Genomic DNA, 21,794 nt, shown 5'->3' with positions numbered 1-21,794 from the left:
GCAACTGCCGATACGGAAAAGGGGGCTTTTCAGCCCCCTTTTTTGTGCCCGCGTTCCACGTGGAGCAATCAGCTTGCGGTGACCACCTGCACCTGCAGGCCATCGTCAGGAGTCCACTCCAGCCGGTTATAGCTGGGCGGCGTGGCGCGCACCCGTTCGGACAGCGTGCCCGCGCCGATGATGCGGATGGGGCGCCCTCCAGCATCGACGGTCATGTCGAACGGGTCATGCACATGGCCCGAAAGCACCGCATCGGCCCCCGCCGCCGCCAGTTGCGCCAGAGCCGCCTTGCCGCCGCGCGTCTGGCCCGAGCCATGCGTATCGGCATCGATCAGCGGGTGATGGCAAGCCACCAACTTCAGCCCCGCCGGAGCCGCATTCAAATCCTCCAGAGAGCGCGTCAGCACCGGCTGAGTCACAAAGCCCTTGGACCAGTTCAGCCGCCATTGCGCGGGCACGATGGTGGACAGCGACACCACCGTCACGCCCGGCACGGCCACCACACGCTGGGCCTGTGCCTGAGCCGCTTTAAAACGCTCGAAAGGGCGGCGCAGGCGGTGCCACATCTCCCAGTAATAGGGCATGTCATGGTTGCCCGGCTCGATGCTGACCGGGGCCTCCAGCGCTGAGAGCCAGGCCACCGCCGCCTCGAACTCGCGCGGGGTGCCGCGCATGGTGAGGTCTCCGGTGCAGATCACCGCATCGGGGCGCTGCTCGCGCACGGAGCGGGCGAACCAGTCAAGCGCATGGCTATCCTGCGCCCCGAAATGAATGTCGCTGATATGGAAAAGCGTGGCCATGCAGGCATCTTAGGCGCTGCGGCGAATCCGCGCTAGATACGCCGCGACAGGATCAGCCAGATCGCCACGCCATTGGCCGCCGTATACAGGCCATAGCCCCAGACCCAGCCGCCCGATCCGCGATCGGTCATCAGCATGCAGGCCAGCAGCATCAGATATTCGGTGATGAGGCCGAAGCCAAAGCCCATACGGCTGCTCGCCCAGGGCATTTGCGCCAGCAGCGGGTGGCCGCTGTCGCTGACCGCGCGGTGGATCGCGAAATTCACGATCCCCATCGCGAACAGCAGGATCAGCGCCATGGATCATCTCCACCCATGGCGCCGATCCGCTGCATCAGACCAGCAGGCCTTCCTTGGCGATCTTGTCCTTCCACACCGGCGGGGCCAGCTTGTGGACGTTGTTGCCCTCGGAATCGACGGCCACGGTCACCGGCATATCCTGCACGGTGAACTCATAGATCGCCTCCATGCCCAGATCCTCAAAGGCCACGACGCGCGATTCCTTGATCGCACGCGACACCAGATAGGCCGCGCCGCCCACCGCCATCAGATAGGCGCTCTTGTGGTTGGCGATGGACTGGGTGGCGGCAGGGCCACGCTCGGACTTGCCGATGCTGGCCAGCAGGCCGAGGTCGAGCATCTGGTCGCTGAAGCTGTCCATGCGGGTGGCGGTGGTGGGGCCGGCGGGGCCGACAACCTCGTCACGCACCGGATCGACCGGGCCGACGTAATAGATCACGCGACCGGTGAAATCGACAGGCAGAGTCTCGCCCTTGGCCAGCATGTCCTTGATGCGCTTGTGAGCGGCATCGCGGCCGGTCAGCATCTTGCCGTTGAGCAGCAGACGGTCGCCCTGCTTCCAGCCCTGAACCTCCTCGGCGGTCAGCGTGTCGAGATTGACGCGCTTGGCCTCGGCGCTGGGGGTCCAGTGCACCTGCGGCCATTCCTCCAGCTTGGGCGTTTCGAGGAACGAAGGCCCGCTGCCGTCCAGCGTGAAATGCGCGTGGCGCGTGGCGGCGCAATTGGGGATCATCGCCACCGGCTTGCCCGCGGCGTGGCAGGGGGCGTCCATGATCTTCACATCGAGGATCGTGGCCAGACCGCCCAGACCCTGCGCACCGATGCCCAGAGCATTGACCTTGTCGAAGATCTCGATGCGCAGCGCTTCCAGATCGTTCTGAGGGCCGCGCTCTTTCAGCTGGGCCATGTCGATCTGCTCCATCAACGCCTTCTTGGCGAGGAGGACGCAATGCTCCGCCGTGCCGCCGATGCCGATGCCCAGCATGCCGGGGGGGCACCAGCCGGCGCCCATCTGGGGCAGCATCTCGATCACCCAATCGACGATCGAATCGCTGGGATTCATCATCTTGAACTTCGACTTGTTCTCGCTGCCGCCGCCCTTGGCCGCGACATCGATGTGAATCTTCGAACCCGGCACCATATCGACATGCAAAACACACGGGGTATTGTCGCGCGTGTTGCGGCGGGTGAAGGCCGGATCAGCCAGCACCGAGGCGCGCAGCTTGTTGTCGGGGTTGTTGTAGGCGCGGCGCACGCCCTCATCCACCACGTCCTGCAGCGACTTCTCGGATTCAAGACGGCAGTTCTGGCCCCACTGGATGAAGACGTTGACGATGCCGGTGTCCTGGCAGATCGGGCGGTGGCCTTCGGCGCACATGCGGCTGTTGGTCAGGATCTGCGCGATGGCATCCTTGGCCGCCGGGCCCTGCTCCACCTCATAGGCGTCACCCAGCGCGCGGATGTAATCCATCGGGTGATAATAGGAGATATATTGCAGCGCGTCGGCCACGCTCTCGATCAGATCGTCTTCGCGAATGGTCACCATATCGGCCATGATATGCGGGTCCTTTGAGTCTGATGCGCGCCCGGTTCGGCGCCGCCTGTCCCTTGTGGCAAGCCCCATAGGCGCCTTTACGGGCTCTCGCCAACAACAAACCCCCCGGATGCCACCAAAGTTGGGCGTTTGCCCCCCACGTGCCCTCTTGGCTTTGCCCCCCGCCTTGCCCTAATAGCGCGCGCAAACCCGCGTAACCCACGCGCGGGTCATCATCACAGGCATTGCATTGCTGTATTAAGCATGCAATACAGGCCCGGGGAAACACAGATGACCACCACGCAATACACCACCGCCGTTGCCGCTGTGTCGGGTGCCGCGCCAGGCTCGGCCCGCCGCGCCATGATCGACAGCCAGCTGCGCACCAGCGGGGTGAACGAACCCTATGTGCTGGGCGCCATGGCCCGCGTCGCCCGCGAGGATTTCGTGCCCGAGGCTCTGCGTGACGCCGCCTACATCGACCGCGCCCTGCCGCTGGGCAATGGCCGTTTCCTGCCCGCGCCCACCGTGCACGGCAAGATGCTGGCCGCCGCCGCGCCCAAGGAAGACGACAACGTTCTGATCGTCAGCAACGGCAGCAACTATTTCGCCGAGGTGATGCGCCCGCTGGTCGGCAAGCTGACCATCGTCGACGCCGCCGAGATCGACAATGGCCTGCCCAATTCGCCCTATTCGCTGATCGTGATCGACGGCGCCATCGAGGCCCTGCCCGAGGCGCTGACTCTGGCGCTGAGCGCCGGTGGCCGCATCATCACGGGTCAGGTCAACAAGGTGATGACGCGCATCGTGCGCGGCACCAAGCATGCCGAAGCCGTGGCCTTCGACCCGGTGGCGGACGACAATGTTCCGCTGCTGCCCGAATTTGCCGCGCCCAAACGCTGGAGTTTCTGAGTGACGGGAAGAGAGCGCGTATCACGACTGCTGGCCGGTTGGCTCACCATCGGCGCTCTCTTCCCGGCCTCCCCTGCGGCGGCTGACGATTTGCGCGGCGCGCTGGGCGCCGCCTATCGCAGCAACCCCACGCTTGCCGCCGCCCGCGCCGGGCAGCGCGCCACCGATGAGTCCGTGCCGATCGCCCGTGCCGACGGGTTGCCCAGCCTGATCACCACCGTCACTGAAACCGAATTCGTCCGCCAGAGCCCGGTCTCGGGCACCGATCTGCCGCGCATGCTGGGGGCCAGCACCACGCTGAATGTGCCGATCTATTCCGGCGGCGGCGTGCGCCATGCGATTTCGGCGGCGAAAATCCGCGTCGGCGCCGGCAAGGACGATCTGCGCTCCACCGAGGGCACCATTTTTGCGCAGGCCGTGGCCGCCTATCTCGATGTGATGCGTACCGAAGCCATCGTGCGGCTGAACAAGGCGCAGGTGCAGACTCTTGAATTCGACCTGTCGATGACCTCGGACCGGTTCCAGATCGGCGATCTCACCCGCACCGATGTCGCCCAGTCACAGAGCCGTCTGGCCGTGGCGCGCGGCAATCTGCGCACTGCAGAGGCCAATCTGGTCTCCGCGCGCGAGACCTATATTCAGGTGATCGGTGAGCCTGCGGGCGTGCTGGAATCGCCCCCGCCCCTGCCCGATCTGCCCGCCACGGTGGAAGAGGCCGTGGGCTACGCGCTGGACAACAATCCTGATCTTTCCGCCTCGCGCCAGCGGGTGAAGGCGGCGGGGCATGATGTGTCCTCCGCCAAGGCCAGTCGCCTGCCGACGGTCAGCCTTTTCGCCGATGGCAATTATACCGATTATCTCAATTCGCTGAGCTACATCGGCTTCGTCTCGGGCAGCGTGCCACAGCGCTACACCGCCGCCGATGTCGGCGTGCGGGCAACGATTCCGCTGTTTCAGGGCGGCCGCCCCGCCGCGCAGGTGAGACAGGCGCAGGCGCGCGAGGATCAGGCAGCGGAAACCGCCATCGGCACCGAGCGGCAGGTGATCGCCAATGCCCGCTCGGCCTGGGCGACATGGGCCGCGGCCAATGATGTGATCACCAGCAGCCAGACCGCCGTGGATGCCGCGCAGCTCAGCCTTGAGGGCGTGCGCGCGGAAAACACCGTGGGCAACCGCACCGTGCTCGACATCCTCAATGCCGAGCAGGAGCTGGTCAATGCGCAGGTGACTCTGGTGACGGCCCGGCGCAACGCCTATGTCGCGGGGTTCAATCTGCTGGTGACGATGGGCCGGGCGCAGGCGCGCGATCTGGGCTTTGACAAGGATGCGATCTACGATCCCGACGCCCATTACAAGCGCGTGAAGGGCACGCTGTGGGATTGGGCGACAGACCCCAAAATGGGGCCAACCGCCACCCGCACCGTTGACACACCGGCCCAGACCGGCTCAATTCCGTGAAGATTCAGCCTCTCTAGGGATTCACCCTAGGTTTGGCCCCTGTGGAGATGACGGCAATGCGCCAGCCCGGCGAACCTTCGGTCGAAGAAATTCTGGAATCGATCAAGAAGGTGATCGCGCATGACACGCGCGCCGGGGACACGCGCCGCAGCCGCGCGGAGACCGTGGTTCCTCCGCCCAGCCCGGCCCCTGTCGCGCAGCAGCAGCATCCGATCGATGATCTGCATGAGGATGACGTGCTGGATCTGGCCGCCAGCGCCCGCTTCCTCGACGATGTCGAAGCCGAAGAGGCCGAGGAGGTTTCGGTCGAATCGCTGGTGCAGGATCATGTCCGCTCCTCGATGCGCGAATCGCTGGCCGCTCTGGCGATGATGGCCCAGCCCGCCGCCCAGCCGCAGATCGTGCGCAGCGGCGAAACCTCGCTGGAAGGGCTGACTCGCGACTTGCTGCGCCCGGCGCTCTCGGCATGGCTGGACGCGCATCTGCCCGCCATGGTGGAACGCCTTGTGGCCGAGGAAATCGCCCGCATCGTCGGCAAGAAGCTCTGAAAGATCAGCGGCCATGAGCAAGGATGAACTGGCTCTGGCCGCGCGTGCCCTGCACAAGGTTGCGCATGATCCGGACACGCCCGGCGGCATCAACCGCCATATCTTCCTCTGCGCCGAACCGCAGAAGGGCGAGTGCTGCTCGCATGAGGTGGGCAGCGCGGCGTGGTCCTATCTGAAAAAGCGCGCCAAGCAGCTAGGCCTGCCCGAAAAGGGCATCCACCGCAGCAAGGCCGATTGCCTGAAGATCTGCTTTGCTGGGCCGGTCGCGGTCGTGTGGCCGGATGGCGTCTGGTATCACTCCTGCACCGAAGAGGTGCTGGAGCGCATCATTCAGGAACATCTGATCGGCGGCGTGCCGGTGGAAGATTACCGGTTGCGGCCTTCCGAAGGCTGATCGTCTTCGGCTTCATCAGGCTGGGCCACAGCGGCATCATGCCCGCTGGCGTTCGACAGAAACACCAGCCCCATCAGCCCTGACGTCAGCAGCATCGCGAAAGACACGCCGACCGCCACCGCGATGTAGAAATGGATCGAGACCCGCCCCTCCTGCCGGTACAGCACCGTCAAGGCGCCAATCACCGTGGCCAGCGTGATCAGGAACATCCAGCGCATCAACCGCCGGAAACGCGCCCATATCGCCACCGCCGTTGCCGGATCGTCCAAGGGTGAGGAAGGCCGCGTCATCCGCGCGTCATGCGCCTGCCCACGGGGGTTGGCAATGGCTTTCATGGGGGCGTTCAACACGCCGCCGTGCCCCCGCCACGCCCCGTGTCGCCGTCACTACAGGGCCCCTCGCCAAGGTCTGCGACTCATGTCATAGTCACGGTCCCAAAAGATAAACAGGGAGAGTCGCCGTGACGATTGCGCGTCTCATTGAAGGGCAAAAAGATCGCCCCATCATCCATGTTTCGATCACCACACCTGTTCAGGAAGCTGTCGACCTTCTCGCCTCGCAACGCATCGGCGCCGTGCCGGTGATGGATGGCCATGCCATCGCCGGGATCTTCTCCGAACGCGATGTCATCCACCAGTTGCGCACCCACGGACCCTCCATGCTCGACAAGCTGGTCGGGCAGGTGATGACCTCGCCGGCCATCACCGTCGAGCCCTCCACCGGCGCCCTCGAAGCGCTGGAACTGATGACCGTGCGGCGCATCCGCCACCTTCCCGTGCTGAAAGCCGGGCGGATGGTGGCCTTCGTCTCGATCGGCGACCTCGTGAAATACCGCATCGAGCGGATCCAGAGCGAGGCCCAAGCCATGCGCGACTACATCCAGACGGCCTGAAACGGCGAGCCCGCCTTGCGGGGCGGGCTCGCCATGCCTACATGGGCGACATGACCGCAGCTCCTCTCACCCTCAGCCCCTCGGCAGCCGCGCGCGTGGCGTTTATCGCCACCAAGCAGGCCAAGCCCGCAATCCTGCGTCTTTCGGTCGAGGGTGGCGGATGTTCGGGCTTCCAGTACCGCTTCGGTCTGGCCGACGCGCCCGACGCCGAGGATTCGGTGACGGAAACCGATGGGGTGACTCTGGTAGTCGATCCGGCGAGCCTCGATCTGGTTTCGGGCTGTGTGGTGGATTACGTCGAGTCTTTGGGTGGTGCGGCGTTCAAGGTCGAGAATCCTAACGCTGTCGCCGGATGCGGTTGCGGGTCTTCCTTCGCGGTTTGAAGAAGGAAGGATAGATGCGAGGGTCATAACCCTCGCGCTCCCTTTAATGTCTACGTTGCGCATCGGGTTCAACCTTGCGCTCAGCTTGCCGCGCCGCAGGCTCTAAAAACGCCTGCACAATCCATTGATCATGAGATTCACTGTCTGCGGCGCCAGCAGGTGGAGAGCTTGGGCGCAACGATGCGGCGCCACCGCCTTAGCGTCGGAAGACGTCATGGGAGCGCGAGGGGGTAACCCCCTCGCATCTTCACTTCCTTCTTACCCGCCTGAAAATCTCTGCAAAGCCGCTCCCGGCTTCACTGTGAGAATGCGCGTGAGCTTGGCCTTGAAGGCATCCATCTCGGCCTTGTCCACGCCCGCCCTCACAGTGAAATGCATCGACATGGGATCGACCGAGGCCCCATCGCGGAACACCTCGTAATGGAGGTGTGCGCCTGTCGACATGCCCGTGCTACCCACATAGCCAATCACCTGCCCGGCTCGCACACGCATGCCCGGCGAGACGATAAAGCGGCTCATATGGCCGTATCCGGTGGCCAGCGCCCCGCCATGTTCCAGCTTCACGTAATTGCCATAGCCGCCGCGCCAGCCTGCGTAGGTGACCAGCGCATCGGCCACGGCGTAGATCGGCGAACCCCATGGCACGGCCAGATCGGTGCCCGAGTGCATGCGCGAGAAGCCCAGAATCGGGTGATAGCGCATGCCAAAGCTGGAGGTGATGCGCGCGCCCGCCACCGGCATGATCAGCGCGTTGGAGGTCCGCTGCTCGGTCATGGCCTGGGCGTCGAAGAATTGCGCGTCGCCTGAATCATGCGCGCCGCTCCAGCGCAGGAGTTGGGTGCGCGGTTTGCCGTCATGCTCGATGCCGGCGTAGAGCAGGTCGCCCACCTCGGTCTCGCCGCGCGCCGAGCGCTTGTAGGCGACGATCATGTCGAAGGTGTCGCCCGGTGCCACTTCGTCGAGGCTGAAATGGGCGTCGATGGCATGGAGGTACTGCTCGATCGCTTTCATCGGCGCACCTGCCGCCCGCGCGGCATGATAGAGGCTCGGGCCGACAGGGCCGCGAATGCGCAGCGGCGTGGTGTCCACCGCGATGGCATGGCTACCCAGCGTCAGCCCGTCCGCACCCCGGCTGACGGCCAGATCAAGATCCATCCGCGCGCGAAAATCGAGCTTGTCCAGCGGGCGGGGCTGGCCGGGGGCCGATGCCTTGCCCAGAGTGATATCGAAGCGCGTGCCGGGCTCGATCTCCCCCGGAGGCATGGTCGAGGCAATCAGAGACAGCGCCCGCGCGCCATCCGCTGAACCGACCCCTGCCCGCTCCAGCATCCGCTCCAGCGAGTCCCCCTGCGCCAGAGTCGCCACCAGCGAAATACTCGGGCGTTCCGGCACGGCGGCGATGGGCGTGACGGCATGGGTCGGCGCCATGCGCTGGCCCATCTCCGCGCCCAGCGCCAGGGGGCGCAAGGTCTGGCTGCGCCATTCGTCCGTTGCGACGGCATCGAGAGGCATGGCCATGGCCGCCTCAAGTCTTGCATGGCCGGGCCAGAAGCTCAGCGCGCAGGCGATGCCCGTGGCCAGCACGCCCATCCCCCGCCACCAGCGCGGTGTGCCGATGTCCTCGGCCAGATCATCGGCGATATCGAGTTTGCGGTAATGAGTCAGGAAGCGCTGCCACAGGCCTTGCTCGGCCACGGCGGCGGGCATGGCTCCGCCCTGGGCCTGCAAATCGTCGCTATGGCGGAATGCGTACACTTCGTCTGCCTGTGTGCGTGATGCCGCTTTAGCCCTGCATGAGTTGGGTTAATCAATGGATAAGGACCGGGTAGAGCGAAGGGATTCAGGAAGAGAAGATGCGAGGGGATTATCCCTTCGCGCTCCCATGACGTCTCCCGACGCAAGGGCAGTGGCACCCCATCCTCACCGCGTCGCGGCAATCTGGGCGCAAGGCCGAGCCCATGGCGCAAGGTAGACATTAAAGGGAGCGCGAGGGTCATGACCCTCGCATTTCTCCTTTCACCTTACTTCCCTGTGAAAAACTGCCCCCAACCCTTGTCCCCTGCCCCCTGCACTGCCATCTTAGACAGGACATGGCGAAGCATTCCCCTGCTCCCTTTCGCGGCCTCGGCACATCACCGGCCCGCGACACCGGTCAATCCCGTGTGAAGGCGGTGCTTGGCCCCACCAACACGGGCAAGACTCACCTCGCGATTGAGCGGCTTTGCGCCCATTCCTCCGGCATGATGGGCTTTCCGCTGCGCCTGCTGGCGCGGGAAGTTTACGAGAAGGTGGTGGCGATCAAGGGCCCCGAGCAGGTCGCGCTGATCACCGGCGAGGAGCGGATCGAACCGAAGAACGCCCGCTGGCTGCTTTGCACCATGGAGGCGATGCCCATGGGGCGCGATGTCGCCTTTGTGGGGCTGGACGAGATTCAGCTCTGCGCCGATCGCGAGCGCGGCCATATCTTCACCGACCGCCTGCTGCATGCGCGCGGGCGCGAGGAGACGATGTTCCTGGGCGCGGCCACGATGGAGCCGCTGATCAAGGCGCTGGTGCCCGGTGTGGAGATCGTCAGCCGCCCGCGCTTTTCCACGCTCAGCTATGCCGGCGCGAAGAAACTGTCGCGCATTCCGCCGCGCAGCGCGATTGTCGCCTTCAGTGCCGAGCAGGTCTATGCCGTGGCCGAAATGCTGCGCCGGTTTCGTGGCGGGGCGGCGGTGGTGATGGGCGCGCTCAGCCCCGAGACGCGCAACCGACAGGTGGCACTCTATCAGGCGGGCGAAGTCGATTATCTGGTGGCCACCGATGCCATCGGCATGGGGCTCAATCTGGACATCACCCATGTCGCCTTTGCGGGGCTGTCGAAGTTCGACGGTGTGCGGCAGCGGCGACTGACTCCGGCGGAAATGGCGCAGATCGCCGGGCGCGCCGGGCGGCATCAGCGTGATGGCACCTTCGGCACGCTGGCAGGCGGCGCGCATGAGGCTGAATTCGCCGATGAAGAAATCTACGCCATCGAGGAGCATCGCTTTCCGCCGATCACCCGCCTGTTCTGGCGCGAGGCCGGGCCGCGTTTCGATTCCCTCGCCACGCTGATCGCCGATCTGGAGGAGCCTCCGGAACGCGTGGAGCTGATTCCCGCGCCTCAGGCCATCGATCTGGCGGTGTTGAAGCGGCTTTCGGAGGATTCGGCTGTCACCGATACGCTGACCTCGCCCGGCATGCTGCGCCGCTTCTGGGATGTGTGCCGCCTGCCCGATTTCCGTCAGCAGGGGGCTGAAACCCATGCGCGCTTCGTGGAACGCCTGTGGCAGGAGCTGGCGCATGGCCCGCTGGCCAGCGATCACGCCCCGCGTGCCATCGCCCAGTTGGACAACACCAGCGGCGATATCGACACGCTGCAGGGCCGCATCGCCGCGATCCGCAGCTGGGCCTATATCTGCCAGCGCCGTGACTGGGTGCTGGCTCAGGAAGAAATGGCCGAACGCGCCCGCGCCGTGGAGGCGCGCCTCTCCGACGCGCTGCACGGCCGCCTGACCGAGCGTTTCGTCAACCGCCGCACCGCCGTGCTGATGCGCAAGCTGGGGCCGGATGCCGGTCTGCTGCCGGTGCGCCTGGAGGATGACACCGTGCTGGTGGAGGAGGAAGCCATCGGCACGCTGGCCGGTTTCCGCTTCCATGTCGATCCTTCCACGCGCCTGGCTGACCGCAAGCTGCTGCTGGCCGCTGCGGAAAAGCATTTGCCAGCGCTGATCGCTGCGCGCGCACGCGATCTGACAACCAAAATCACAGCTGGCAAAATCACGGCAGGCGAAAACACAGGCCTGACTCTGGAGAGCGGCGCGATCCTCTGGGAAGGCGAGGCGCTGGCAAAGCTTGTTGCGACACGCCGCCTGCTCGCGCCACATTTGACGCCGTCTGTTCTGCTTGATCCAATGCCCTCCGCGGAGCGCAACGGGCTCATCGCCGCCCTGCAAGGCTGGCTGGGAGAATGCCTCAAGCCACTGGCCCCGCTGGCTCGCCTGGAAGCGGCCAGCCTTGAAGCTCAGGCCGGGCCGGAGCTGCGCGCCTTGCTGATCCGTCTGGTGGAATCCGGCGGCATGGTGCCCCGTGCCGGTTCCGGCATCGAACGGCTCGACAAGGCACAGCGCGAAAGGTTGCGACATCTGGGTGTGAAGGCAGGCGCGCTCGATCTGTTTGTACCCTCCATGCTGAAAGCCAGCGCGCAAAGCGCCTGGGCCGCGCTGCATGGCCGCGCCAAAATCGAGTCCATGCCGGTGCTGATCCCCGCTCCGCGCAAGGGCGTGCTGCCCTTCTATCGCCTGCTGGGCGCTCAGGCCCTGCGCATCGACCGTGCCGAAGCTCTGCTGCGCGAAGCCCATGGCCGCCGCGTCGCCGCGCGGAACCGTCCTTTCATGCTCGATCCCGCACCCGCCCTGCGCATGGGGCTGAGCACAAGGGCCTATGCCCATTTGCTGCGGCTCGCCGGGTTCCGGGCCATCATGCCGCGCATGCTGGGTGAGACTGTCTCCGGCCCGCCCGCGCCGGTGGTGTGGCGCTGGCAGCCACCTCGCTTTGAAACTGCGGCCAGCCCGGAACCGGCCCCCAACGGCGGCGCCTTTGCCGCGCTCCATCAGCTGATGGCCAGGCAACTGGTGGCAGGATGAGCATGCGGATCGACAAGCTGCTGTGGTTTATCCGCCTCTCTCCCACGCGGCCCCGCGCGCATGACTGGGTGCTGGAGGGCCATATGCGCCTTAACGGACGGCGCGTGGAGCGGCCCGGCACAGCGGTGAAACCCGGCGATATTCTGGTGCTGCCCCTGCCCCATGGCGTGCGCGTGATCGAGATTCTGGTGTTGCCCGCACGTCGCGGCCCCGCGCCGGAGGCACAGGCCTGTTATCGCGTGCTTGACGAAACGCGTGTTTCCGCCCTAGCAGCGCGCCCAAGCATTAGCGCTGATTTGGCTTACCTAGCGAAAGGGGATTTGCAGCCATGACCTATGTCGTCACCGACGCCTGTATCCGCTGCAAATACATGGATTGCGTGGAAGTGTGCCCCGTGGACTGCTTCTACGAAGGCGAGAACATGCTGGTGATCAACCCCAGCGAATGCATCGACTGCGGCGTCTGCGAGCCCGAGTGCCCCGCCGAAGCGATCCTGCCCGACACCGAAAGCGGTCTGGAGCAGTGGATGGAGCTGAACGCCAAGTTCTCGGCAGAATGGCCCAACATCACCGTCAAGAAGGACGCGCCGGACGACGCCGACGACTGGAAGGGCAAGGACGGCAAGTTCGAAACCCAGTTCTCGGAAGCCCCGGGCGAGGGTGATTGATCTTTCACTCGCTGTCCCAAAGCGGGAAGATTTTACGTCCGTGAATAAAAATTAAGACCGGAATGCGTTGAGCAATCGGTTGAATTGCGATACTCCCGGCTTGTTTTACGACGAGCTGGGAGTGGGCCTCGTGTATCTGTCGCTTGGCGTCATCGCCTCTTATGCCTTAACGGCGGTGGTCTTCGCCTCTCTCGGCTTTGTCGTGAACGGTGTGCTGTCGGCCACGAAGGTCTCCGGCCTCTACAGCCGCCTTGATCATGTCGAAACGCTCTACCAGCGTCAGATGGTGGTGCTGACCGAAATGGCGGCCCTGATCCAGCAAATGTCGCGCCAGGCCGCCGGCGATGCCGCGCATATGCCAGGCGCCGAAGCCCTGGCCAGACTGGAACAGCTGATGGCGCATTCCATGGCCTCCGGCCTCCCCGGAATGGAAGCCCTGAGCCCGAATCCGCGTTTTCGCTGAGGCGAGCGTTCTGCCTCTGGCAATTTTGTTGCAGATGGGATATATAATACCCCGCGCGACTGGAACCGTCTCCCAAAACCGGTCTACAGCCATCGCATACCCGGGTCGAAACCCAAACACCATGAAAGGCAGGTTTGCTGACCTTCGTTGACAGGCGCTGTTGGCCACCCCCGGCCATGACAGCGCCGTTCTCTTTCAGAGTCAACCCCTTGGTCGCAAGCCTCGCCGCGCGAAAGGACGATAGATGACCGCCAAGGCTCACGCCTTCGATGTTGGAGATTACGTCGTTTACCCCAAGCACGGTGTCGGTCGGGTGATCGAACTGCTCGAGCAGGAAATCGCCGGCATGAAGCTTGAACTCTATGTGCTGCGATTCGAGAAAGAGCGCATGACCCTGCGCGTTCCCGTCAATAAGATCGAAGCCATCGGCATGCGCAAACTGTCCTCGGACAAGACGCTGCGCGAGGCGCTCGATACGCTGAAGGGCAAGCCCAAGGTCAAGCGTACCATGTGGTCGCGCCGCGCCCAGGAATATGAAGCCAAGATCAACTCGGGCGACCTCGTGTCGATCGCCGAGGTGACCCGCGACCTGTTCCGCGCCGACGACCAGCCCGAGCAGTCCTACTCCGAACGCCAGATCTTCGAGGCTGCTTCCAGCCGCCTCGCCCGCGAACTGGCGGCCATGGAAAAGACCGACGAACCCGCAGCGCTCAAGAAGATCCTCGTGATCCTCAACGAGCATGCACCCAAGTACTACGAAGCCGCCGTGGTCTGAACCTTCAGATTCGGTGCAAAGAAGGGGCTGCCCGCAAGGGTGGCCCTTTTTTGATTCAGGCGGTTCAGGAAAGGGAAGATGCGAGGGGAGAGTCTTTAGTTGGTCACATTCCTCAAGAGGAATGCTCCGGGCCCTCGCGCTCCCATGACGTCTCCCGACGAAGCGGCAGTGGCTCCTCATCGTGGCGCCCAACCTCTCCGCGCCGCAGGCAGTCAGAGTCCACGCTGGCCTCACGCAGATTCTGCCTGCGCCGCCGCGACCTTGCTCTGAGACCGAACCCGTGGCGCAACGCAGACACTAAAGGGAGCGCGAGGGTGATGACCCTCGCATTTTCCCCTTCTTGTTCTCCCTCTCGATGTGTATTATACAACCAACACACATAAGATGGAGACCCACACGATGGACATCCGCAAACTCGCCGCCAGCTTTGGCGCCTTGATTCCGCTGGGGATGGTGATGGCGTTGTCGGCCTGCGATACAGCCGATATCTCGATCAATGGCGACAAGGGCAAGCCCTTGGCCGAACTCGACCTGACTCATGCCGAGGCCAATGAGCTGGTGCTCCTCGGCCCCGATACGGTTCGCCTGCATCAAGGCGACAAGCTGGCGATTCACGTCGGTGGCGATACGGACAATGTGCTGCGCTTCACCCTGAAGGATGGCACGCTGGGCATTCTGCGCAAATCCGGCGTCAGCAATCAGGGGCCGTTCACCGTGGACGTCACCATGCCCGCGCCCAAATCGCTGACGATGGCGGGTTCGGGCCAGATCACGGCTGAGACCTTGGCGCAGGATTCCAAGATCTCCGTCGCGGGCTCCGGCAACATCGAGACGCCGCATATCGCCATCGGCAAGCTGGAGGTGAACATCGCCGGCACCGGCAATTACAAGGCGGGCGGCACCGCCGGCGGGCTGGAACTGAACATCGCCGGCACCGGCAACGCGCATATGGCCGAGCTGAAGGTCGACAAGGCCGAGATCAACATCGCCGGGACGGGCGATACGGAATTCGCCTCGGATGGCGACATCAAGGCCAGCATTCTTGGCACGGGCTCGTTGCATGTGAAGGGCCGCGCCAAATGCGAGGTCCATGCCATGGGCACCGGCAAGGTGGTGTGCGAACCCTGACTCAGGCGGCAGCGCGGCGCAGGCGGTCGTTGATCGCCTCGCCGATGTCGCTGTCGGGTACGGGGGCCACGGCGACGCGCGGCTGATCGGCCTGCGCCGAAGCGTGGAGGGCAGTGTAAAGATTCGCCGCCGCCTCGGCCAGATCGCCTGACTCGGACAGATTCATCGCACCGGCAATCGCGCCAAAACCGATGTGGAATTCATCCGCCTCCGCCTCGCGCGCGTTCAGGCGCACCGGCTTGCCCGGAGCATAGTGGCTGGTCATCTGGCCGGGCGCTTCGATCCCAGCATCCGCTGACGGTGCCAACTCATCCTCTCCAAGCGCCTCAGCGATCGCCTGAGCGGTGATCGGGCCCGGGCGCAGCACCTGCCACCCCCCGCCCTCGCGCAACGCCACGATGGTCGATTCCAGCCCCTGAGCGCAGGCCCCGCCATCCAGCACCAGCCCGATGCGCCCCGCCAATGATTCAGCGACATGTCGGGCGCGCGTCGGGCTGACTCCACCGCTGCGATTGGCCGAGGGCGCCGCCAGCGCCAGCCCCGATTGCGCCAGCACCTGCCGCATCACCGGATGCGCCGGGCAACGCAAAGCCACGGTGGGCAAACCCGCCGTCACCGCCGCAGCCAACGGAGCCCCCTCCCGAAGCGGCAGCACCATCGTCAGCGCACCCGGCCAGAAAGCCTTAGCCAAGGCGCGCGCCCGCTCATCGACCACCGCCAGCTTTTCAGCCGCCTCCACATCGCTGACATGCACAATCAACGGGTTGAAATCAGGCCGCCCCTTGGCGCGATAAATCGCCGCCACCGCTTCGGCGCGATCAGCACGCGCGGCCAGACCATAGACCGTCTCGGTGGGCACGGCCACGGGTTCGCCTGCGGTCAACTGCTCGATGGCCTGCGCCAGCCCAGCCTCATCGGCGGGCAGAAGAATGGGGATGCTCATCGCCCCGCTATAGGCACAGGCATCGCAAGCTCCAAGAGAGAGGCTTCCCCTACCCTCGCGAATTTGCAAGGTGTGAGGCGACGTTTTTTATGGTCGCGTTTTCCGAGCCGCCGGATGGAGATCCGGCTCGAAAACGCTCCGTTCGGAGAGAATACCCATGAGCGATCAACTCGCTGGCCAGATCGACCGCATCATCGCCGCGCTGGAGCGCATCGCCGCCCCCGCCGCCACGCCCATCGACTGGTCCGCCGCCCCCGCCTACGTCTGGAACGGCATCCAGCCCCGCGCCGTCCCCGCCATCGAAGCCCCCTCGCTCGACCTGATCTACGGCGTGGATGAGCAGAAGGCCAAGGTGGTCGACAACGTCCTGCGCCACGCCCACGGCCACGCCGCGCATGACATGCTGCTGTGGGGATCGCGCGGCATGGGCAAATCGGCCCTGCTCCGCGCCAGCCTGCGCCACGCCCGCGAGGACAAGGGCACCGACCTCGCGCTGGTGCAGGTCGCGCCCGACGCGCTCTCCTCGCTCACCACGCTCTTCTCGGTGCTGCGCGATGTGCCCCGCCCCTTTCTCGTCTTCATCGACGACCTCGGCTTTGAGGAAGGCGATTCAGCCGGCCCGCGCGCCCTGCGCAGCTGGCTGGAGGGCGGCGTCGAGGCCCGCCCGCGCAATGTGCGCCTTGCTGTCACCGCCAACCGCCGCGCCATCGTCTCGCGCCATATGTCGGAGCAGGACGACCCCATCAATCCGCGCGACGCCGTGGACGACCAGTTGGCGCTGGCCGACCGTTTCGGCCTCTCCATCGGCTTCCACAATTGCAGCCAGGACGATTACCTCGGGATCATCCGGGGCTATGCGGCGGCCTATGGGCTGGAGTGGGAGGTTTCCGACGCGCTGGAATGGTCAAAGCGTCGCGGTGGCCGGTCGGGGCGTATTGCTTCGCACTACATCACTGAATTGGCAGGACGAGTGGGGAAGCAGATTTAAGGAAAGAGAAGATGCGAGGGGGTTACCCCCTCGCGCTCCCATAACGTCTCCCGACGAAATGGCAGTGGCGCACGATCCTTGCGCCTGACCTCGCCGCGCCGCAGGCAGTCAGATTCAGGTTAGAACGCCAGCCTAAGCACTAAAAGATTCTGCCTGCGGCGGCGCAAACGAAGTGCAAGGCCGAACCCGAAGCGCAAGACCGAACCCGAAGCGCAAGACCGAACCCGAAGCGCAAGGCCGAACTCGAAGCGCAAGGCCGAACTCGAAGCGCAAGGCCGAACTCGAAGCGCAAGGCCGAACTCGAAGCGCAAGGCCGAACTCGAAGCGCAACGTAGACATTCATGGGAGCGCGAGGGTGTAACACCCTCGCTTTTACCCTTTACTGCTTAACCTTGGAATCAGCCTGAAAATCAGCACTATACTGCCTATTAGGGTCCTTCAGATCCTTGGGCGCAGGCAGATGCTCGGTGGGCAGAGGCTTGGGCGCCATGGCAGGCTTCGCGCCCGGAGCAAACACACGCCAGATAATCCCCGCCGTATCGTCACTGACCAGCAGAGCGCCATCCTTGGCCCACTGCAGCCAGGTGGGGCGACCATGCGCACCCTTGGCATCGCGGAAACCGGTCAGGATCGGCTTGGGCAGGCCCTGCGGATTCCCGTGATCGTCAAACTGCACATAGACCACATCGTAACCCACCGCCGGGCGACGATTCCACGAACCATGGCGGGCGATAAAGGCACCACTGGCGTACTGCTCACCCAGATGCGAGCCATCCTGCCCGAAAACCAGCCCCAGCGCCGCCACATGCGGCCCCATGGCATACTCCGGCTTGCGGATGTAATCGGTGAGGTACTCAGGGATCGGAGCATCGACGCGGTCGTCCTGCTTGTCCTTCCAATAGTACCAGGGCCAACCGTAATGCGCGCCGGCGGGCACGTTGGTCAGATAATCAGGGACCAGATTCGGGCCGAGCTGATCGCGCTCATTCACCACGGTCCACATCTCGCCGGTGGCGGGATTCCAGGCCATGCCATTGGGGTTGCGCATGCCCGCCGCATAGCGACGCGCCGGCCACTTGCCGGTGGGAATCTTCTCGATGTCGATCTGCTCGATCATGGCGCGGCCTTCCTCGGCCTGCATGCCACGCTCACCAATGTTCGAGGCCGAACCGATGGCGACGAACATCGTCTTGCCATCCGGCGCCATCAACAGGTTGCGCATCCAGTGATTGCCGCCGCCGGGCAGATCCATGACCTTATGTGGCTTGCCGGTGAGAGTCGTGTCACCGATCTTGTAGTCGAAGGCAAGCACGGCATTGTCATTGGCGATGTAGAGCTTGCCATCGGCGTAGGCCATGCCGCTGGGGCTGTGCAGATCGTCGTGGCGCAGCACGAAGCGCTGATCCGCCTTGCCTGTGCCCTTGCTGTCACGCAGCAGCACGATCTCATCCGCCGAGGTGTCGCCACCGCCCACAAAACCGACCAGCGTGCGCTGGATAAAGCCGATGATGCCGCCCGCATCATTGCCCTTCGGCGGGCCGGTCAGGGCCGCCAGCACATCGCCATTGGGCAGCGTGTAGAGCGTGCGCGGATGGGCCAGCCCCTCGGCAAAGCGAGTCACCTGCATGCCCGGCGCAGCCTGAGGCGCGGCGCCCGCATCCCAGCCAATCGGCTTGTAGACCGCGATACTGGGAATCTTTTCGGGTTGCGGATCGACAATGCGGGGCTTGGTGCCCTCGAACTGCTCGATGGGCTCCGATGTCGGATTCCCATACCACACCCAGCCAGTGAAGGCGCCGAGACCGACCACGGCAATGCCCGTGCCGATCAGCAATTTGCGAAGAAAAGGGCTCATTGCGTGTGGATAGGACAGCATGCCCTAGGCGGCAAGCGCCAGAAGCAGTATGGCATGCCCATGTTCGACTTTGCCCCCCTCCCCGGCCAATCCAAGGCCGAAACCTATCGTGACCTGACTCAGGCCGCCCAAGCCCTGATCGCCGGAGAACCCGACCCCGTCGCCAATATGGCCAACGTGGCGGCGCTGCTCTGGCAGATGCTGCCCACGCTGAACTGGGCGGGCTTCTACCGCAATGTTGAGGATGAGCTGGTCCTCGGCCCCTTCATCGGCAAGCCCGCCTGCATCCGTATCCCTTTCGGCAGCGGCGTATGCGGCACGGCGGCGGCCTCCGGGCTGACTCAGCTTGTCGCCGATGTCCATGCCTTCCCGGGCCATATCGCCTGCGATGCGGCGAGTCAGTCGGAGCTGGTGGTGCCGGTGGTGCGCGATGGCAAGGTGATCGCGGTGATCGATCTCGACAGTCCGGAGAAGGCGCGTTTCGATGAGGAAGACGCGCAGGGGATCGAGGCGCTGGCTTTGGCGATTGCTGAAGCGATTTAAGGATTAAAGGGAAGATGCGAGGGGGTTACCCCCTCGCGCTCCCATAACGTCTCCCGACGAAGCGGCAGTGGCGCACGATCCTTGCTCCCAACCTCTCCGCGCCGCAAGCAATCAGATTCAGTTTGGAATGCAAATGCTGCGCAGCAAAGCAACTGCCTGCGGCGCTATGAATCTATGCCTGCCCGATAGCTTGTGCGCGACGTAGACATTCAAGGGAGCGCGAGGGTCATGACCCTCGCATTCAACTTTCTTCCCTTTCCTACTTGCCTAAAAAGGCACATATTAACCATCTTCCTGCTTGCTGAGAGAGGAGATGGCCCATGCATCGCCTGGTACTTCTGGCAGCTTTGAGCGCCCTTCCCGCCGTGGCCCATGCCGCCGAGCGCCCACTCCCCCCACCACTTGCCCCGATGACAGCGGCCTATCTAAGACCCTTCGCCCCGGATCAAAGAATCAACTGGCTGAACGAATGCCGCAACCGCCTGACTCGCGGCGCGCAACCCGATTACGCCGCTATCGATCAAGGCTGCCAGGCATGGCTGAACTACTATGAAGCCGGCGGCGCGCCCGATCCCACCTATGGTTATGCCGTGCCAGTGGAAACAAGCGGCGGGATGGACTGCATCCCCTGCCCACCCCCGGCCAGACCGCATCCGCGACCGCGCCGGGTGGTGCATGACAAGAGGATCAAACTCTGATCAGATTCCGCCGCCAGTCAGACGCTGGCACACCAGATCCAACTGATCCAAGGTGCGATAACGGATCGTCACCGTGCCCGAACGCGGATCGGTGTCGGCGGTGATCTTCACAGACAGGCCGAGGAAGTCCTCAAGATGAGCCTGCACGGCAGCGATATCGGCATTGTCCGCAACCTCGCCTGAATCGCGCGCGCGGCGCGGAGCAGCGGTGGTGACCTCACCCTTGTTGCGGCGGCGGATCAGCCCTTCCACATCACGTACGGAAAGGCCCTTGTCCACGGCCTGAGTCGCCAGCGCGGTCGCATCTTCCGCGCCGATCAGGGCGCGGGCGTGGCCCATGGAGAGGTCGCCCTTCTCCACCAGCAGGATCACTGGATCGGGCAGACTCAGCAGGCGCTGGATGTTGGCGACATGACTGCGGCTCTTATCGACCATGCGGGCGATATCGGCCTGAGTCATGCTCTCATGCTCGGCGAGACGCTGATAGGCGCGCGCCTCTTCGATGGGGTTGAGGTCTTCGCGCTGCAGGTTCTCGATCAGCGCCAGAGCCATCACTTCGCGCTCGGTCAGCGTGCGGACCAGCGCGGGAATCTCATGCACCTGCGCACGCTGCGAGGCACGCCAGCGGCGCTCACCGGCCACAAGCTGATAACGCCCATCACTCAACGGACGCACGATCACCGGCTGAATCACCCCGCGCGCCGCAATCGACGCGGCCAGTTCGTCCAGCGCGGCATCGTCGAAATGACGGCGCGGCTGATCAGGATGCGGCTCGATAGAGGAGACCGGCAGCATGGCCATTCCACCCTCCACGCGGGTGGCTTGCTGGCTTTCCACGTGAACGGGCAGATTGCCGCTGGCAGGGTTGGACTGCACCAGCGGTTCCTCGCGCCGCGTCTCACCGAGCAGCGCCTGAAGGCCGCGCCCCAGCGCCGGCACCTTGCGGCGCGGTGCAACGGGGGCTTCAGGGGTCGGGGCGGGCGCGGTATCCTCGCTCATGCGGCTTTCCTTTGTTCTGGCAGGCGGGCAATCAATTCGCGGGCGAGCGCCATATAGGCTTTGCTGCCCGCGCAATGCTGGTCGTAAATGAGGGCTGGAAGCCCGTGGCTGGGCGCTTCGGAGAGGCGGACGTTGCGCGGAATCGCGGTGTCGAACACCAGATTGCCCAGCACCTGGCGCACATCGGCGGAGACCTGATCGGTCAGGCGGTTGCGGCGATCGAACATCGTCAGCGCCACGCCGATGATGCCCAGGTCAGCGTTGAAACGCTGCTGCACGCGCTCCACCGTCTGGAGCAACTGGCTCAAACCCTCCAGCGCGAAGAACTCGCATTGCAGTGGCACCAGCAGCGTATCGGCGGCGGTCAGCGCATTGAGAGTCAGCAGACCCAGCGAGGGCGGACAATCGATAAAGCAGATGTCATAGCCACCAGCCGCTGCCACCGCATCAAGTGACAGTGCATGGCGCAGCCGGTCCGTGCGATGATCGACAGCCACCAGCTCAACCTCGGCGCCGGAGAGATCGACGGTGGCGGGTACGATATCAAGGCCAGGGATGCGGGTCTGCATGATGCAGTCGCTCAGCACGGCCTCCCCCATCAGCAGGTCGTAAGAAGACCATTCGCGCTGATCCGTGCCCACACCGGTGCCGGTCGAGGCATTGCCCTGCGGGTCGAGATCGACCAGCAGCGTCTTCCATCCGGTGGCGGCAAGCGCCGTGGCCATGTTGATGGCGGTGGTGGTTTTACCCACACCACCCTTCTGATTGGCAATGGCAACGCGGATCATCGGTTCATCCTCGTCTGTGGCGTGGAGCGCCATGGGTATCTGCATCGGCGGATAGGTCGG

The 21,794-nt window shown here is 64.5% G+C and carries 24 protein-coding genes; 15 read left to right on the top strand and 9 right to left on the bottom strand.

Translation table 11 applies throughout. The features are described from left to right. Positions 1 to 68: 68 nt before the first annotated feature. The 3 genes from HGK27_RS18240 to HGK27_RS18230 are packed head-to-tail and all read right to left on the bottom strand — an operon-like array spanning position 69 to position 2,654. Positions 69 to 800: a metallophosphoesterase family protein gene (locus HGK27_RS18240; RefSeq protein WP_206242455.1), complete on the bottom strand. Its 732-nt coding sequence runs from the start codon at positions 798 to 800 to the stop codon at positions 69 to 71. Between the two features lie 32 nt (positions 801 to 832). After that, positions 833 to 1,099 carry a hypothetical protein gene (locus tag HGK27_RS18235; protein ID WP_206242453.1) on the bottom strand — a complete coding sequence of 89 codons (267 nt, stop codon included), beginning with the start codon at positions 1,097 to 1,099 and terminating at the stop codon, positions 833 to 835. 34 nt (positions 1,100 to 1,133) lie between these two features. Beyond that, on the bottom strand, positions 1,134 to 2,654 hold the full coding sequence (locus HGK27_RS18230) for a fumarate hydratase (RefSeq protein WP_206242451.1): 1,521 nt from the start codon (positions 2,652 to 2,654) through the stop codon (positions 1,134 to 1,136). Between the two features lie 270 nt (positions 2,655 to 2,924). Here HGK27_RS18230 and HGK27_RS18225 point away from each other — a divergent pair, with 270 nt between their 5' ends. The 4 genes from HGK27_RS18225 to HGK27_RS18210 are packed head-to-tail and all read left to right on the top strand — an operon-like array spanning position 2,925 to position 5,945. Then, on the top strand, positions 2,925 to 3,545 hold the full coding sequence (locus tag HGK27_RS18225; RefSeq protein WP_206242449.1) for a protein-L-isoaspartate O-methyltransferase family protein: 621 nt from the start codon (positions 2,925 to 2,927) through the stop codon (positions 3,543 to 3,545). Then, on the top strand, positions 3,546 to 5,003 hold the full coding sequence (locus tag HGK27_RS18220) for a TolC family outer membrane protein (RefSeq protein ID WP_206242447.1): 1,458 nt from the start codon (positions 3,546 to 3,548) through the stop codon (positions 5,001 to 5,003). A 56-nt stretch (positions 5,004 to 5,059) separates the two neighbouring features. After that, a complete protein-coding gene (locus tag HGK27_RS18215) occupies positions 5,060 to 5,551 on the top strand; it encodes a DUF2497 domain-containing protein (protein WP_206242445.1) in 492 nt (163 codons plus the stop codon). 13 nt (positions 5,552 to 5,564) lie between these two features. Beyond that, positions 5,565 to 5,945 carry a (2Fe-2S) ferredoxin domain-containing protein gene (locus HGK27_RS18210; protein ID WP_206242443.1) on the top strand — a complete coding sequence of 127 codons (381 nt, stop codon included), beginning with the start codon at positions 5,565 to 5,567 and terminating at the stop codon, positions 5,943 to 5,945. Here HGK27_RS18210 and HGK27_RS18205 read toward each other — a convergent pair. Next, positions 5,918 to 6,280, bottom strand: coding sequence for a hypothetical protein (locus HGK27_RS18205; RefSeq protein WP_241127292.1), 363 nt, complete (start codon positions 6,278 to 6,280; stop codon positions 5,918 to 5,920). The genes HGK27_RS18210 and HGK27_RS18205 overlap by 28 nt on opposite strands. A gap of 125 nt (positions 6,281 to 6,405) precedes the next feature. Between HGK27_RS18205 and HGK27_RS18200 the strand changes: the two genes are divergently transcribed. Together HGK27_RS18200 and HGK27_RS18195 are read left to right on the top strand one after the other, a co-directional pair. Further along, positions 6,406 to 6,837, top strand: a complete 432-nt coding sequence (locus HGK27_RS18200; RefSeq protein ID WP_206242441.1) for a CBS domain-containing protein — start codon at positions 6,406 to 6,408, stop codon at positions 6,835 to 6,837. A gap of 50 nt (positions 6,838 to 6,887) precedes the next feature. Then, positions 6,888 to 7,220 (top strand): HesB/IscA family protein, encoded by a 333-nt coding sequence (locus HGK27_RS18195; RefSeq protein WP_206242439.1) that lies wholly within the window; start codon positions 6,888 to 6,890, stop codon positions 7,218 to 7,220. A 258-nt stretch (positions 7,221 to 7,478) separates the two neighbouring features. Here the strand turns inward: HGK27_RS18195 and HGK27_RS18190 are convergent, their stop codons facing one another. Further along, entirely contained in the window at positions 7,479 to 8,927 is a 1,449-nt protein-coding gene (locus HGK27_RS18190; RefSeq protein WP_206242437.1) for a M23 family metallopeptidase, read from the bottom strand. Positions 8,928 to 9,310: 383 nt separating this feature from the next. Between HGK27_RS18190 and HGK27_RS18185 the strand changes: the two genes are divergently transcribed. The 6 genes from HGK27_RS18185 to HGK27_RS18160 all read left to right on the top strand — a co-directional run bounded on the left by HGK27_RS18185 (position 9,311) and on the right by HGK27_RS18160 (position 14,920). After that, entirely contained in the window at positions 9,311 to 11,887 is a 2,577-nt protein-coding gene (locus tag HGK27_RS18185) for a helicase-related protein (protein ID WP_206242435.1), read from the top strand. A gap of 2 nt (positions 11,888 to 11,889) precedes the next feature. Further along, positions 11,890 to 12,219, top strand: coding sequence for an RNA-binding S4 domain-containing protein (locus tag HGK27_RS18180; RefSeq protein WP_206242434.1), 330 nt, complete (start codon positions 11,890 to 11,892; stop codon positions 12,217 to 12,219). After that, positions 12,216 to 12,554, top strand: a complete 339-nt coding sequence (gene fdxA / locus HGK27_RS18175; protein ID WP_206242432.1) for a ferredoxin FdxA — start codon at positions 12,216 to 12,218, stop codon at positions 12,552 to 12,554. The genes HGK27_RS18180 and fdxA overlap by 4 nt, the downstream gene beginning before the upstream one ends. Positions 12,555 to 12,621: 67 nt before the next feature. Continuing rightward, entirely contained in the window at positions 12,622 to 13,017 is a 396-nt protein-coding gene (locus HGK27_RS18170; RefSeq protein ID WP_206242430.1) for a hypothetical protein, read from the top strand. Positions 13,018 to 13,261: 244 nt separating this feature from the next. After that, a complete protein-coding gene (locus HGK27_RS18165; RefSeq protein WP_206242429.1) occupies positions 13,262 to 13,792 on the top strand; it encodes a CarD family transcriptional regulator in 531 nt (176 codons plus the stop codon). Between the two features lie 399 nt (positions 13,793 to 14,191). Next, entirely contained in the window at positions 14,192 to 14,920 is a 729-nt protein-coding gene (locus tag HGK27_RS18160) for a head GIN domain-containing protein (RefSeq protein WP_206242427.1), read from the top strand. Position 14,921: 1 nt separating this feature from the next. Here HGK27_RS18160 and HGK27_RS18155 read toward each other — a convergent pair whose 3' ends face one another. Next, positions 14,922 to 15,863, bottom strand: coding sequence for an L-threonylcarbamoyladenylate synthase (locus tag HGK27_RS18155; protein WP_206242425.1), 942 nt, complete (start codon positions 15,861 to 15,863; stop codon positions 14,922 to 14,924). A 157-nt stretch (positions 15,864 to 16,020) separates the two neighbouring features. On the opposite strand from HGK27_RS18155, the gene HGK27_RS18150 reads away from it, so the two are divergent. Beyond that, the gene (locus HGK27_RS18150) at positions 16,021 to 16,851 is read left to right on the top strand and encodes an ATP-binding protein (RefSeq protein ID WP_206242423.1); all 831 of its coding nucleotides are present in this window, start codon (positions 16,021 to 16,023) and stop codon (positions 16,849 to 16,851) included. Positions 16,852 to 17,230: 379 nt separating this feature from the next. Here HGK27_RS18150 and HGK27_RS18145 read toward each other — a convergent pair whose 3' ends face one another. Next, a complete protein-coding gene (locus HGK27_RS18145) occupies positions 17,231 to 18,706 on the bottom strand; it encodes a PQQ-dependent sugar dehydrogenase (protein ID WP_206242421.1) in 1,476 nt (491 codons plus the stop codon). A gap of 60 nt (positions 18,707 to 18,766) precedes the next feature. On the opposite strand from HGK27_RS18145, the gene HGK27_RS18140 reads away from it, so the two are divergent. Together HGK27_RS18140 and HGK27_RS18135 are read left to right on the top strand one after the other, a co-directional pair. After that, positions 18,767 to 19,249 carry a GAF domain-containing protein gene (locus HGK27_RS18140; RefSeq protein ID WP_206243355.1) on the top strand — a complete coding sequence of 161 codons (483 nt, stop codon included), beginning with the start codon at positions 18,767 to 18,769 and terminating at the stop codon, positions 19,247 to 19,249. A gap of 320 nt (positions 19,250 to 19,569) precedes the next feature. Next, entirely contained in the window at positions 19,570 to 19,947 is a 378-nt protein-coding gene (locus HGK27_RS18135; RefSeq protein ID WP_206242419.1) for a hypothetical protein, read from the top strand. On the opposite strand, the gene HGK27_RS18130 is transcribed toward HGK27_RS18135, so the two are convergent. Together HGK27_RS18130 and HGK27_RS18125 are read right to left on the bottom strand one after the other, a co-directional pair. Next, the gene (locus tag HGK27_RS18130; RefSeq protein ID WP_206242417.1) at positions 19,948 to 20,946 is read right to left on the bottom strand and encodes a ParB/RepB/Spo0J family partition protein; all 999 of its coding nucleotides are present in this window, start codon (positions 20,944 to 20,946) and stop codon (positions 19,948 to 19,950) included. Beyond that, entirely contained in the window at positions 20,943 to 21,734 is a 792-nt protein-coding gene (locus tag HGK27_RS18125) for a ParA family protein (RefSeq protein ID WP_206243353.1), read from the bottom strand. The genes HGK27_RS18130 and HGK27_RS18125 overlap by 4 nt, the downstream gene beginning before the upstream one ends. Positions 21,735 to 21,794 lie beyond the last annotated feature (60 nt).

The organism is Novosphingobium terrae, assembly GCF_017163935.1.
Classification (GTDB): domain Bacteria; phylum Pseudomonadota; class Alphaproteobacteria; order Sphingomonadales; family Sphingomonadaceae; genus Novosphingobium; species Novosphingobium terrae.
Note: the sequence above shows the minus strand (reverse complement) of the source record. Positions and strands in the feature narration are given on the sequence as shown.

Coding starts and splice junctions, on each gene's coding strand:
- HGK27_RS18165 (WP_206242429.1), top strand. CDS start 13,262: ATGACCGCCAAGGCTCACGCCTTCGATGTTGGAGATTACGTCGTTTAC.
- HGK27_RS18210 (WP_206242443.1), top strand. CDS start 5,565: ATGAGCAAGGATGAACTGGCTCTGGCCGCGCGTGCCCTGCACAAGGTT.
- HGK27_RS18180 (WP_206242434.1), top strand. CDS start 11,890: ATGCGGATCGACAAGCTGCTGTGGTTTATCCGCCTCTCTCCCACGCGG.
- HGK27_RS18235 (WP_206242453.1), bottom strand. CDS start 1,099: ATGGCGCTGATCCTGCTGTTCGCGATGGGGATCGTGAATTTCGCGATC.
- HGK27_RS18150 (WP_206242423.1), top strand. CDS start 16,021: ATGAGCGATCAACTCGCTGGCCAGATCGACCGCATCATCGCCGCGCTG.
- HGK27_RS18240 (WP_206242455.1), bottom strand. CDS start 800: ATGGCCACGCTTTTCCATATCAGCGACATTCATTTCGGGGCGCAGGAT.
- HGK27_RS18185 (WP_206242435.1), top strand. CDS start 9,311: ATGGCGAAGCATTCCCCTGCTCCCTTTCGCGGCCTCGGCACATCACCG.
- HGK27_RS18225 (WP_206242449.1), top strand. CDS start 2,925: ATGACCACCACGCAATACACCACCGCCGTTGCCGCTGTGTCGGGTGCC.
- HGK27_RS18155 (WP_206242425.1), bottom strand. CDS start 15,863: ATGAGCATCCCCATTCTTCTGCCCGCCGATGAGGCTGGGCTGGCGCAG.
- fdxA (WP_206242432.1), top strand. CDS start 12,216: ATGACCTATGTCGTCACCGACGCCTGTATCCGCTGCAAATACATGGAT.
- HGK27_RS18145 (WP_206242421.1), bottom strand. CDS start 18,706: ATGAGCCCTTTTCTTCGCAAATTGCTGATCGGCACGGGCATTGCCGTG.
- HGK27_RS18130 (WP_206242417.1), bottom strand. CDS start 20,946: ATGAGCGAGGATACCGCGCCCGCCCCGACCCCTGAAGCCCCCGTTGCA.
- HGK27_RS18190 (WP_206242437.1), bottom strand. CDS start 8,927: ATGCCCGCCGCCGTGGCCGAGCAAGGCCTGTGGCAGCGCTTCCTGACT.
- HGK27_RS18230 (WP_206242451.1), bottom strand. CDS start 2,654: ATGGCCGATATGGTGACCATTCGCGAAGACGATCTGATCGAGAGCGTG.
- HGK27_RS18195 (WP_206242439.1), top strand. CDS start 6,888: ATGACCGCAGCTCCTCTCACCCTCAGCCCCTCGGCAGCCGCGCGCGTG.
- HGK27_RS18215 (WP_206242445.1), top strand. CDS start 5,060: ATGCGCCAGCCCGGCGAACCTTCGGTCGAAGAAATTCTGGAATCGATC.
- HGK27_RS18140 (WP_206243355.1), top strand. CDS start 18,767: ATGTTCGACTTTGCCCCCCTCCCCGGCCAATCCAAGGCCGAAACCTAT.
- HGK27_RS18205 (WP_241127292.1), bottom strand. CDS start 6,280: ATGAAAGCCATTGCCAACCCCCGTGGGCAGGCGCATGACGCGCGGATG.
- HGK27_RS18125 (WP_206243353.1), bottom strand. CDS start 21,734: ATGATCCGCGTTGCCATTGCCAATCAGAAGGGTGGTGTGGGTAAAACC.
- HGK27_RS18160 (WP_206242427.1), top strand. CDS start 14,192: ATGGACATCCGCAAACTCGCCGCCAGCTTTGGCGCCTTGATTCCGCTG.
- HGK27_RS18135 (WP_206242419.1), top strand. CDS start 19,570: ATGCATCGCCTGGTACTTCTGGCAGCTTTGAGCGCCCTTCCCGCCGTG.